Consider the following 13,315-nt stretch of genomic DNA (forward strand, 5'->3'; position numbering starts at 1 on the left):
TAGCCATAACTTAATACGCATCGTTTCCTGTAAACCTTTCCATCGTCGCTGAAGATGCCGAATTTACCCCTTCGGATTGTATCACCTTCAATACCGTCATCCACAATATTTTCAGGTCCAGGAGAAAACTGATATTATCTACATACCATACGTCATACGCAAACTTCTGTCCCCAGCTGATGGCATTCCTGCCATTTACCTGCGCCCAACCAGTAATACCCGGCCGTACATCATGACGTTTCCGCTGCTCCTCGTTATACAATGGCAAATACTCTACCAATAAAGGACGGGGCCCCACCAGGCTCATATCGCCCTTTAACACGTTCAATAACTGGGGAATCTCATCCAGGGAGGTCTTCCTCACAAACTTCCCTACCGGGGTCAGCCTGGCTTCGTCCGGTAATAATTGTCCGTCGCTACCCCGCTTATCATTCATCGTCTTAAACTTGATCACCCGGAATACACGTCCGTTCTTTCCCGGCCTGGGCTGACGAAAGAATGGTTTTCCGTCATTGGCCCAATACAGGAATATGATTAAGAATATAAATATTGGCGATAACAGCAGCAACGCGACCAGCGCCACTAAACTGTCCAGTAAAGGCTTGATGATATTACTGTACAACTGCATTTTTCAGACTACCGTTTTTTAATACTTTCTGTTGTATAAAATCAACGTACCGCAATGCCAGCACCTGCCTGTCAAAGTTCTGCTTTGCGTAGGCAAACCCGCTCTCCCCTTCTTTCACCAATCTTTCAGGCGCTACCAGGTATTCCCGTATGATACGATTGTATTCGGCAGTATTTTCCGGCTCAACATAACAGCCCGCCCCCGCAGTTTCCACCAGCTCACGGGACACGCCGTCGATCGCCATCAGGATCGGCTTTTTACAAGCCATATAATCAAACGTTTTGTTGGAGTAAACTGTTTTGAAGGTATCTACCCTTTTAAGCACGGATGCGCCCATTTCTGATGCCAGTATGTATTTGAATACTTCCTGTTTAGGTACAGAGTCAAGGAAACGTACGTTTGTCACTTTCATATCCAGGGCCAGCTGCTGCAGGCGTTTCTTTTCCATTCCCTGACCTATCAGCAGGAACAACACCGGCGTATCCTCCAGCTGTTTGCCTGCATTTAGTATCTGCTCCAGATGATTCGCTACGCCATGAGCGCCTACATATGTAATGACAAAGTGCCCGTTCAAACTGTGCTCCCTACGGAACGCATCCCTGTCAAATGTTTCCAGCAGATTATCTGACAAGGAAAAATCTGCCGCATTGGGAATGAAGATCAGTTTGTCTTCCGGAATATTTTTCTTGTCCCTTAAAGTATTATAGAATGCCGGTGTCAGTACATTGATTAGCGACGCTTTCCTGTAAATGAAATTTTCAAACCAGTAAGCCAGCTTAATGATCATCTTATTTTTAAGTACGCCTGTATCAATAGCAGATTCCGGCCACAGGTCCCTTACCTCAAACAGGAAAGGCGACCGTTTTACTCTTGACAATACATATCCTGAAAACCCGACAAACAGTGGCGGTGATGTAACAATCACCACGTCGAATTTACCTTTTACTTTCATCAGCCCTGCCCACAAAGACGAAAACATAAAAGAGAAATAACCCCATAAACGCCCCAGGAAGTTAAGGTTGTACGACTCCGAAACATGACATCTCCACACCGTTACATTTCCCTGCTGTTTCTTCACAAAATATTTCTTCTTGTATTCCGCACGTTTCTCCGATCCATTGGCATGGATCATTCCAGCCAGCACCGTAACACTGTGTCCCTGATCTGTCCAGCTCTTCGTTATCTCATTCCACCTGGAGCCTCCCGGATCATCTTCCTCCAAAAAATACTGATGAATCAATAAGATCTTCATAATTCTATATTAAACTTATCTCTGTGATGATTGCATGCTGGTCTGTAGTAAATACGATTTCACGGCTCTCTTCCTTCAAACCATACAATGAAGAATAAACACCTGGCCGCTCTTCCTCCCTGATGATTTTCTTATCCGCATCCACTGCCCGCCAGTTGATCGCTTCCGGTAATGTAGTATGCCATAACTGATGCATTCTCATCTGCACCGGTTTATTCATGATGTAGTCTTCTACCTTCCACAACGGCTGTCCCTTTTTCTTTTTCACCACACGCCGGTGAATAATATCGGTCCCTGCATGCTGAAATGCCGATATGGTTCCCTCCCATATATACTCGTCTTTCTTTTCATACAACACCGCATTCCTGCATTGCGTCCAATTGTACCAGATAAAACGCGGACCTTTTTCCATCTGGTCAAAGTCTTCCAGCATCACGGTATTATGGGAGGCGGTTCCCATGAAATATCTCAGCGTCTGCTCGTTCGTATTGTATTTGTAGCTACCCGCATCTATCAGGACATTCTCACCTTTATACCATATATCAAGATGAAGATTATCTGCCTGTGAAGGCCTGTCGCGATGATTACCGCAACGCATGAACGTGAGCGTCTCTTCTTCCCTGCAGATGTAATAGCCGCCGTCAGGGTATATAAACAAGCCGTTCTGCCCTTCAGCAGCCAATTGCCTGTTCTCTCCCGGTATCTGTCCATACCAGTACACGTCCTCGTACGTTTCAGGAAATCCAGGATCTACATCAAGTAAAGTGGCCAGTGCCTGTAACTGCGGCCGGTAATCACGATATTGCTGATTGTTGAGCGGAAAAAAAAGCGCGCCGTCATTGGCGCCATAATTAGGCAACCAGCCATCGCTGTCGTTCATGCAGGATCGCAGGAACCCTAGTGATTTCCGCGCCCTGTCTTTAACAGCCGAAGGGAACTCTTCTCCGTTCAACTTCGCCAGCCGGAACGCCCATGTTAAAAGCTGTATCACCACCCGGTGATAGTTCATTGAAAATTGCAGATAGGTCCCATCAGGATAGATCTGGTAAAGGATCTCCTGGATGAACCACTTTCTGCCGTTCTCCTTCCAGGTCTTTGCACCCGGAAAATCCGGGTATAAAAGTCCTCCGAGGTAAAGCGCCAGCGTTTCTGTAATTGCATGATTATTCCTGACAGCGATCCTTGAAAAGTTGATGTTCTCATAAACATGGTGCAGTTGCCAGTAAATGGCGTGTTGTATCTGTTCAAATACAGCCTCGGTCAGGTGCTCCGAATTACGGTAGTAATGTAATGCGAATGTCCAGTTCAAGATCCGCAGACTGATCTCCTGACTGCATTTATAATGAGGACCACAATTCACTTTATTGGCCTTTATCCAGGAAAGGATATCATTCAGCACAAATGGTGAACAGTCTACATTAAAATGATAGTCATACCGAATGATATCATACAGGTAAGCGAACCTAGCCTTTTCCCATACAAATTTGATGTCCCCTGCCTCTCTTGAATAATCATTTATTTCCGTCCAGTGTTTATCTGCCTCATAAACGAAACCACTATCCGGATTTTTCATCCAGTTATAATCCAAGCCGAGGTTAGCTACCTTTCCGTTAAAAAGGGACAGTTTACCTTCTCTTATCATTTCGTAACGGGCAGCGATGACGGCATCAGGATGCCTGGGTACTTTCAGTTCATCCTTACTGCTGAAGAAAAACTTCGCATCCTGGTTCTTCCAACGCTCCAGCGACAGATATTTTGTTATAGCCGGGGCTTCCGGGAAACGTTTTTTAAGACGTCCTGTTCTTCTGTTCAGTTCATAGACCGAGCGAAAAGCAATATACTTCCACCCCATGTTATGCGCCACTTTCACGCTTTTCTGCAAGATTCTCCAGGTGCTCATATCACAGCGCTGTGTTTTTGTGTAACAGCGAACAATTCAATTAATTTCTTAATAATACGTTCTGCTGCATGTCCATCCCATAAAGGCGGAATGCTTCCCTTTTTCCATTCACCATTGAACAATTTCTCCATTGCAGGTTGTAATGCTCTGGGATCTGTACCTAACAGTTCATTGGTACCCAATGTGCATGTTTCCGGCCTTTCGGTGGAATCTCTCAATGTCATACAGGGTACTCCCATTACAGTAGTTTCTTCTGTAATACCGCCCGAATCAGTAATCACCGCTTTTGCATTTTCCACGAGATAATTAAACTCAAGATATCCCAGTGGTTCTACCAGGTGAAGGTTCGGATATGATACTCCTATATTCTCCAGATTTTTCGCGGTGCGTGGATGTACGGGGAAGATCACAGGCAGTCCGTGACTATTGTTCATAATCTCCCTTATCAGCAATGCCAGGTTCTTTTCCCCGTCCACATTCGCAGGCCTGTGCAAGGTCATTACGAGATACTGCTGCGGCTTCAGCCCTGCGCTTTCAAAGATCGCGGGAGCTACAAAGCGGCTCCGCTGCTTCAGCAGGGTATCGATCATGGTATTGCCGACAAAGATGATCTGTTCATCTGTTTTTCCCTCCCGTTGCAGGTTAGTATTGGCGATATCGGATGTTGTAAAGAAATAGTCAGTGATCGCATCTGTCACCATCCTGTTGATCTCTTCCGGCATCGTGATGTCGCCGGAACGGATGCCAGCTTCCACATGCGCCACTTTCACCATCAGTTTCTTGGCCACGATGGAACAGGCAAGCGTGGATGTCACGTCGCCTACTACCAATACCAGATCAGAACGATGTTCTGTAAGCTCCTTTTCGAAACGTACCATGATGTTCGCTGTCTGCTCCGCCTGGGAACCTCCTCCTGCTTCCAGGTTAGCATGTGGTTCAGGTATACCCAGCTGCTCGAAGAAAGACTGACTCATATTCTTATCATAATGCTGACCTGTATGTACCAGCCGGTAATTTATTTCATACCCTTGTTGCTGCTTCTCCTGGATCGCGGCAATAATGGGCGCTATCTTCATAAAATTGGGCCTGGCTCCGGCTATTAATGTAATTTTCATTCCCTGATGTTTAGCTCAATTAAAAGTTATGCAACGTAAACACACTTACTGTTTATTGAAGTACAGCCACGGGCTCAGCTACGGATGGTTCTGCGGCCTTTACACGGTCCAGTCTTACCCATCCGCCCTGCTGCAGGCTTTTTATAGCAGCAAAGCTGGCGTATGTTGTATTCACAATTTCATCAAACGGTATCAAAGGCGCACCTCCATCCCTTACACTATTTATCAGCGCCTGGAATTGCCCTTTGTGGCCCTTGTCCATTGTGGTCTTCAGTTTTGAAAACCCTTTGAAACCATAACCGGTGGTCTGTTTGTAATTATCGATAATAGCGGTCCTATCCTGTGAGTACACTTCTATCCGCTCTTTGGAATAAGCCTTTGAGCCATTCGAGAAGTAGTTGATCACACCGGTCGACCCGTTTTCATATTGCAGTAATATCGAAGCGTTATCCGTATTCTCTGCAGGATTGATGCCCATCGCGTTCATACAAACACCGATCACCTTACTACCTGTCAGGTAAGTGATAAGGTCAATGAAATGACAGGCTTCTCCCACAATACGGCCACCACCTACTTTCATATCATGTACCCATACATTCGGCGGAATAGCCCCGGCGTTCATGGTAGCAATAACGTTCATCTGCGTATCACCGACGAGCTGTTTTACCTTCTGTACATGAGGTGAAAACCTTCTGTTGAAACCTACTGTCAATGATACGGAACCATCATATGCAGCAATAATCTGTTCAAGTTCATCTTCATTCAACGCCAGCGGCTTCTCTACAAACACGTGTTTCCCAGCAGCCAATGCTTTCAGCACCATCGCGGCGTGCGTATTATGACGTGTCGTGATCATTACCCCATCTGTCTCTTTATCTTTTAATATCTCCTGATAATCTGTCGTACTAAGCGCAATCTTATGCTTCTTCGCGAGCGCAGTTCCGGTCAGACCGCCTGCACTGGCAATATATTTTATGTCCGCTTTGGCCTTTTCCAACGCAGGTAACATCGTCATCTTGGTAAAATTACCGGCGCCGATAATGCCCCATACACCTCTCTTTCCTGCAAATGAAGCAGCGGACGCCACACGGATCACCTTCTGTTCATCAGGGTTCTCCCTGTACAAAAGAATAGAGGCAATAGAACGGCTCTGTCCAATACTGCCATATACTTTATCATATTCATCCAACGGTACTCTTTCGGATATCAGGGATGCTACATCCAGTTTTCCGGAAGAGATGGACTGCAGGATGGCTTCGAAATTCCTTTTTTCCGTCCATCTCACATAAGGCAGCGGATAATCAATACCGCGCTGTTCATAGTCTTCATCATATCTTCCCGGTCCATAAGAACAGGAGACCTGGAACGTCAGTTCTTTTTCGTAGAACTCTGCCCTGCTGATGTTTAGTCCTATTACACCTACCAGGATGATCCTTCCCCGTTTCCGGCTCATTCTGGCCGCTTGTGATATGATCTCATCTGTTTTGGCGGATGCAGTGATGATCACGCCATCAGCACCTTTTCCATGCGTTTCATCCAGTACGGATTTAACCACGTCAGCGCCTTCTCTGGGATTAATACCTATAATACCTTTCTTTCTCGCCAATGCGATCTTTTCGACGTCCAGGTCAATCCCGATCACTTTACAACCATTCGCTAACAATAGCTCGGCAGTGATCATACCGATCAGTCCCAATCCTATTACAACAATGGTCTCTCCCAATGTAGGATTACAAAGACGGATACCCTGCAGTCCTATAGAACCGATCACTGTAAATGCCGCTTCATCGTCAGAGACATTTGCAGGAATAGCTGCCACCAGGTTCTGTGGCACACACACAATTTCAGCGTGCGGCCCGTTAGACGCAACCCTGTCTCCGGTTTTAAATTCACTGACACCTTCTCCCACACCTATCACTCTTCCCACATTACAATAACCCAATGGAAGCGGTTGCGCCAGTTTATTGAATACAGCGTCTAAAGTAGGCATCAGTCCTTCAGTTCTGATCTTGTCCAATACTTCTTTCACTCTCTCGGGTTGTTGTCTGGCCTTTTGTACAAGGTTGGCTTTACCAAATTCCACTAACATTCTTTCAGTACCCAATGAGACAAGACTTCTCGTTGTTCTGATCAGCACTTGTCCCCTCGCTATCTGGGGAGCAGGTACTTCTTCAAGTATTGTCTCACCTGTCTTGAATGATTGAATTAGTTGTTTCATATTCTATTTTAAAAAATCTACAATTTCCCTGATCTTATTTTCAACTACGAGCGTTGTAGCCCGCAGATCATCTCCTGTCAGCACCTTCGCTATCGCATCGGCTATTGAATGCGGATCCAGCGGATCGAATACAAGTGTCGGATTAACCACTTCGAAAACATAAGGCAAATCAGATGCCACAACATCACATCCGCATTTCACTGCTTCGATCAGTCCTAATCCGAAACTTTCACATAAAGAAGGATACACGAGGTACTTATGTTGGCTATACAGATCATAGGCATTTACGAACCCGTGATTAACTATTTTCAGACCTTTGCTTTTATATGTATCGATCGTGTTGATCATCTCACCATAGTTATCCGTAACTGTCAGATGCAGTTCGGGGAACATATTTCTTTCTGCCAGAATATTCCATGCCTCCAACAGGTTCTTATGGTTCTTATGTGTATTACCATTGCTGATGAATACAAAAGACTCTTTTCTACTTTCATATACATCGCATTCCTCCACATAGTAGAATGGTGCTACCAGTACCTTTCCCGCCTTTATGCCTTGCTGTTGCAGTAATGTTTTCACTTCATCTGTCTGCACAATAAAGCTATCTGTGTTCCTGCTCAGGAAAGTGATCAGTTTCCCTTTGATCCTTTTCATTGTCTTCTCTTTAAACCCATAGTTGGCCGGATAACTGAAAAGAGAGACATTATGAAAATAAGTAAAGACCTTTGCGTCCAGTCGTATCGTTGGCGGCAGATTACCAAAGCAGAGCACCTTTTTAAACTTTTTGCTGTGTTGTCTGTAAAAACGGTGCCGCTCTATCAGCGATCCCTTAATAAAGTGTTTACGATCTTTTGCAATAAATTCAAACTGTCCACTGCACCTGTCATCGAATAAATAAAAACAGTCCAGTCCTTCCTTACTGATCTCTGATACGAGATAATCCAGCAGGACCTTACCTCCGCTATTATTAATAAAAACTGCGTCTAATAATATCATTTGTGTCTCTATTTGATGCCTCGGGAAACTATGCTTCCATCTTCTTTCTCCATGGCGCCCGTGGCACAGTTCCTCCTTGATATACGCTCTTCACTATGTCCAGGAAATAGTCCGCCGCATGTTCGCCTGAAAGACATTCAGACCATGAGCGGATCTTTGTCCGGATACTTTCCACTGTTTTCCCTGCCCTGATGCGCCCGTCTATCTCATCTGCAAGCCTGTCCACATCTCCTGCCTTTATTACTGTACTGTAATTGTGCTCTCCTAGCAACACCGACGCCCCGCAATGGTCTGTACAGATCACAGGCGTACCTTGTATGAGCGCCTCGTTTACAACGGCGCCCCAGCCTTCTTTCAATATGCTCGGCAATACAAACAGATCATGTTCTCCTATCAGTGCCCTGATCTTCTCATTACCTTCAAACCCGGAAAATCTTACATTACGTGCAGCCAGTTCTTCCGCCAGCCCTTTTAGTGTAGGATATTCCGGCCCCTCACCTACGATGTTCAGTTCAATATCTTCCCGCTTTAACCTGGACCACGCCTGAACCAGCGTATGCAGGCCTTTTGCCGGCAGCAGTGAGCCTGCGTACATCACTTTGAAAGGACCGTACTTATCGGCGGTAACAGGCGGCATATCCTGAACGAAGTAGCCCCATTCAAAGAGCTTTTCCCTCTTATATCCGGCCTTGCTGTATACTTCCATTCCCTTATTGCCGATGGCCAGGATAAAGTCTATTTTTTTACCATATTGCTGCCGCTGATAAATACTGCGAACATATCTGAGCTTGCCCTTTAGTCCCAGCCAGTCATATGGTTCGGCCATAATTCCCAGATGAAGACCATGTTTTATCACATACGAAAAAGCATTTTTAAAATGCGGTTCCCTGTCAAATCCACTGAAAATATGCACCGTATCTCTGTCTGAAGCTTCCAATATCTCATTGATCGTCGCCTCGTCCGGCGCTACCACAAGCCTCGTACGTCCCATATCGGGTACCTTCCAGCCCATCTTCTGCCTCTTCTCGTCCATTGCAGTAACTGCCACCAATGTAACTTCCACCTGCGCTCTCAGAGAAAGGCAATGCAAGAAGCAGGACTGGTGAAAGCTGACCATATTCTGCCAGAAAACGAACTTTTTACTGGTTGACATGAGCGAAACTTTTTTGCGCCTGATGCAGTTCGACACGCGACTTTATATAATACTCAAACTGAATATTCGCGAGGCAACACCAAAACAGACTGGTCATCAATTCATTGATCCCAACCAGGTACGACTCTACAAAAGCCGCAATCAGAATACTTGTAACAATGAAGAAATAAGTACGCATTTCTTCCTTTTTATGTTTGAAAAAGTCAATCAGATAAATGGCATAGTTCCAGAACATCATCAAAACGAAAATACCAGCAAACAGTATCCCCATCATAATGCCCAGTCCCAGGTAACCATTATGCGGATTACTCACGATATTTGCACTGCTGAACTTAGGATCGGTCCATCCGTACCTCGCCAGTCCATGTCCTCCCATCAGTTCATCCAGGAATGTTTTTATACCCCAGGTATAAGCGTGGTCCCTGTTAGAGAACATACTCTCCTTTCCGCTAATGCTAGACACCATCCTGGCAATAGCGTTAGAAGAGTTCATATCGCTGAAATAAGGGATGATATAAGGCAAGAGCAACAGCACAGGTAACAACAGCAACAAATACTTGTATACCGGCATTTTCCTGAGATCTGAAAAGAATAACGCTATCACAAATACAACAAGAGCGGCTCTCGATCCCGTCATAAAAATCACGTAGCCCAGATAGATCATCATCGGTAAAGAAATGTACCGCTTGAAAAACTTATTCTGCAGAATGATCCCGAACGCAATAGCGGCGAGTGTTCCCGCACTGTTTGCGTTCTTAAAACCAAAGCTCAGCCTGAACGTTTCCGAATCGATCGTTTGTGAAAATGTACCGTACACACATGAAAGGAAAATTACTACTGCGGTCCACTTTAAGCACTGTTGTTTATACTCATCCGTATTGAGGGCCATAAACAAAGCGAACAGCAGGAATAACAGCACCTTTGATATCAGGTAGACCAATGATTCATCCTTTACAGGATCGAGAAAAATAAAGTAAACCGTAAAGCATAATGTCAATGCCGTAAAAAGCCGGAATTGCACAAACAATGAGAAGACCTTCTCCCTTTTCAAAAAGAAAAGAAAGAACACCAGCCCCACCATTACCGGTATGAGCAAAACATCTCCATTAATAAAGCTAAGATGAGCATACTTCAATGCGAAGTTCAGGAGCATGAACAGGATAAAGATCACATTCACTCCATTTTTAACAAAACTCCGTATACTCAGGCTTTTTCCCATATCTTCAGTACGTTATCGTATTTCTTAATAATCTTCGCCGGATTCCCTGCTACTACGCTATAGTCCGGAACATCCCTTGTTACAACAGATCCTGCGCCGATAATAGCCCGGTTGCCTATTGTAACGCCGCCCAGTATTGTAGCGCCTATACCTACCCATACACCGTTACCTATAACGATGTCCTTGCCAAATCCTTCTCCTGCCATTTTCTCCCCGTCCGGATCAAGTTCATGCGTACCTGTAACAAGCGTAACCTTTGAAGAAATGTCACAGTCTTTCCCAATCCTGATCGTGCTGTCAATAGCACCTACCAGGAACGTATCTTCACCGATAAATGTATTATCGCCTACATGCAGGTCAAATGGTCCCAATATCTTTAGTCCCATCATTCTGACATTTGTTCCGAGATCAGCTCCTGCAAACGCCAGCAATTTTCTCTTCAGATCAAACATGCGCGTTGGCGGCAAAGAGCGGATCATCTTATTGATTATATATAGTCTACCTGGTTTCAGGCTCATCTTACAATATTTTTGATAATGGAATCCAGATCAACACTGTTATAGAATGTTTCTGCATTCGCGGAATATTCAGGATAGTCGGTAAAGATCTTTCCCAGCGTATCCTTCACTGAATCGACACAATTGAAATCGGTACAAAGCCCGGCCTTGTAATGTTCAACCGTATATTTCAACCCAGGTATATCATTACATAACATTGGCTTCGAGAACATTGCGTACTCCCATATCTTATTAGGCGCACAATAAATATTGTTCAGATCAATAAAATCATACACCACAATGCCTATATCCGCCAGCTTGGTAATTTCCAGATGCAGCGGTGCATCAATGAAAGGAATGTGGATGATGTTCGGGTTGATGCCCTTTAAAGTCTCTATATAATCGTAGTCCTTTCCTACTATCAGGAATACAAACTTAGAATCATCCTCCAGGGTTGCCTTCGCTACTGTGTCCAACCGGCGCCAACTGGTAATAATCCCCTGGTAAAGAATGACCTTTTTACCTTTACTGATCTCATCCTTTACTTTCTGGACGAGCGGGCCATTCACCGCATTATGGTTCCCGTTTTCCGTACCCGGTTTGAAATACGGCTTATTAGGCAGGACATAAGGCGTCTGTTTCAGATTCCATCTTACCCTCAGGATCGCCGACCTGTTATATTCCGCTGTCACAATTTTATGTGCATACCGGGAGAGACGTTTCAGTAAAAAATTATAAAGCGGCACAGTATCATACAACTCCAGTAAACACATTACAAACCGATAGGATCTCAGCTTATTGCCCATGCTGACTGCCGTATCTCCGGTAGCGATCCACAAAAGATCATGCTGTGTATTATCGATAATCTGAAATACTTTCTTCCTGAAATGATAAACTGATAATATCTTGGATCCTCCTTTACTTTGCAGCTGCAAATTTTCAATTGTCAGATTTTTACATTCTCCCAAAAGAAAAGCTTCACTGTCTTTACTGATATCTCCGCAAATGAACTTTACACTATCATAAAGCTTTGAAAGCCCCAGTACGACATTTAAAACAGGCATAATAAATGAGGGATTACCCTTGCATACTATAAGAGCAGAATTGTATGACGTCTCAACTTTCATTTATATTATAACTTTGATCATTGTAGTCTATTTCAGGTTTCCTCACTGTTCTATCGTAGCTCACGTAAATATTTGCCCAGCGAATCAAACATGGCGTCTGCCTTTTTTCTTAATGAGGTCACCGAATCCGAACAATCGAAGCTGTCGTTATCGAATACCTTCATTGCCTGTTTCAGATCATCTTCACTATATGGCTTATCCCACAGTCTGAAGCCTTTTATCTGTTCTACCAGTATATTCAGTTTAGGATCAATGCCAATGCATACTGCCGGCTTATTCAATACAGATGCAAACACTCCTCCATGATATCTTGCTGTGATAAAACCGTCAAATCCGTCCAACGTATCCATGAACTCCGTTATCTGGCCGCTGGATGGGTCCCACTCCAGGTAGGGATACATTCCTTCTGTAAGCAGTTTCTTCCAGTTGATATCGCCCAATGAGAAAATAATAAACGTGAATTCATAGTCTGAGTTCTGATGTTCATCTATCATCTTCAACAATGCTTTCTGATAGCCATTACCACCGTTCTCATATTTCCAGTCCCTTACTATAACACCTATCTTCTTGCGTTTCACTCTGGCATGAATACTCGTTCCATTTGTGCGGACCGGTCTCTCGTAATTCATGAACCTTGAGTAACAGATATCGGCTCCTTCATCTGCATCATACCCCCAGTCTTTGCAATATGACAGGGAGGTTGAATCCCTTACGAACAGCAGGTCCATTTGCCGAACGAGGGACTTTATATATTCTATCCGGTCGTTTTCCGGATTAAACGGACCAAGACCGAGGCCGAGGCCTATATACTTTTCTGCCGGTACCATTCTTTTTCCTGAGAGCTTCGTTTTCATTTTCAACAACAGCAGTTTCGGATCGCTCTTTAACAGTCTCAAAAAAAACTTTAAATAAAAGCTTCCCTTATTGGAATCAAATAAAAAGAACTGCGTTCCACCTCCATAAATCAACACATCCGCCGTTGGCATTTTATTCTTGGAGATATCAACATAGCCAGACTTCTGTAATAATCTTCCGCAATAGTCGCTGGTCGTTCCACAAAAAACTGTGTTTACTCCAAGTTTCTCCGATACAAAAAAATTCTCTATAGTACACATCAATGCGTCATCTCCAAAATTGGCATCTCCGTACGCACCTTTGATCACAACTCTTTTTTCCATTTCTCTAAATTGACAGGCTTTCAATAAATATT

Annotated in this window: 10 protein-coding genes and 1 pseudogene; all 11 read right to left on the reverse strand. The window is 44.3% G+C overall.

Translation table 11 applies throughout. The features are described from left to right. Window positions 1-10: 10 nt before the first annotated feature. The 11 genes and pseudogenes from C7475_RS05025 to C7475_RS05075 all read right to left on the reverse strand — a co-directional run bounded on the left by C7475_RS05025 (window position 11) and on the right by C7475_RS05075 (window position 13,283). Window positions 11-628: a sugar transferase gene (locus C7475_RS05025; RefSeq protein WP_110051753.1), complete on the reverse strand. Its 618-nt coding sequence runs from the start codon at window positions 626-628 to the stop codon at window positions 11-13. Further along, window positions 612-1,880: a glycosyltransferase family 4 protein gene (locus C7475_RS05030; protein ID WP_110051756.1), complete on the reverse strand. Its 1,269-nt coding sequence runs from the start codon at window positions 1,878-1,880 to the stop codon at window positions 612-614. Before C7475_RS05030 ends, C7475_RS05025 begins: the two co-directional genes overlap by 17 nt. Window positions 1,881-1,884: 4 nt before the next feature. Then, window positions 1,885-3,780, reverse strand: a complete 1,896-nt coding sequence (locus C7475_RS05035) for an alginate lyase family protein (protein ID WP_110051758.1) — start codon at window positions 3,778-3,780, stop codon at window positions 1,885-1,887. Beyond that, window positions 3,777-4,895: a non-hydrolyzing UDP-N-acetylglucosamine 2-epimerase gene (wecB, locus tag C7475_RS05040; RefSeq protein WP_110051761.1), complete on the reverse strand. Its 1,119-nt coding sequence runs from the start codon at window positions 4,893-4,895 to the stop codon at window positions 3,777-3,779. Before wecB ends, C7475_RS05035 begins: the two co-directional genes overlap by 4 nt. 52 nt (window positions 4,896-4,947) lie before the next feature. Then, a complete protein-coding gene (locus C7475_RS05045) occupies window positions 4,948-7,113 on the reverse strand; it encodes a bi-domain-containing oxidoreductase (RefSeq protein WP_110051763.1) in 2,166 nt (721 codons plus the stop codon). 3 nt (window positions 7,114-7,116) lie between these two features. Continuing rightward, a complete protein-coding gene (locus C7475_RS05050) occupies window positions 7,117-8,109 on the reverse strand; it encodes a glycosyltransferase (RefSeq protein WP_110051766.1) in 993 nt (330 codons plus the stop codon). A gap of 28 nt (window positions 8,110-8,137) precedes the next feature. Beyond that, window positions 8,138-9,262 (reverse strand): glycosyltransferase, encoded by a 1,125-nt coding sequence (locus tag C7475_RS05055; protein ID WP_146217473.1) that lies wholly within the window; start codon window positions 9,260-9,262, stop codon window positions 8,138-8,140. After that, window positions 9,249-10,481: an O-antigen ligase gene (locus C7475_RS05060; RefSeq protein ID WP_110051768.1), complete on the reverse strand. Its 1,233-nt coding sequence runs from the start codon at window positions 10,479-10,481 to the stop codon at window positions 9,249-9,251. The genes C7475_RS05055 and C7475_RS05060 overlap by 14 nt, the downstream gene beginning before the upstream one ends. 23 nt (window positions 10,482-10,504) lie before the next feature. Then, window positions 10,505-10,657: pseudogene (locus C7475_RS33500) on the reverse strand (antibiotic acetyltransferase); the annotation flags it as partial. 338 nt (window positions 10,658-10,995) lie between these two features. Then, window positions 10,996-12,042 carry a glycosyltransferase gene (locus tag C7475_RS05070; protein ID WP_110051773.1) on the reverse strand — a complete coding sequence of 349 codons (1,047 nt, stop codon included), beginning with the start codon at window positions 12,040-12,042 and terminating at the stop codon, window positions 10,996-10,998. Between the two features lie 113 nt (window positions 12,043-12,155). Then, the gene (locus tag C7475_RS05075) at window positions 12,156-13,283 is read right to left on the reverse strand and encodes a polysaccharide pyruvyl transferase family protein (protein WP_110051776.1); all 1,128 of its coding nucleotides are present in this window, start codon (window positions 13,281-13,283) and stop codon (window positions 12,156-12,158) included. Between the last annotated feature and the right edge of the window lie 32 nt (window positions 13,284-13,315).

The organism is Chitinophaga sp. S165 (assembly GCF_003182155.1).
In the GTDB taxonomy this organism is placed as follows: domain Bacteria; phylum Bacteroidota; class Bacteroidia; order Chitinophagales; family Chitinophagaceae; genus Chitinophaga.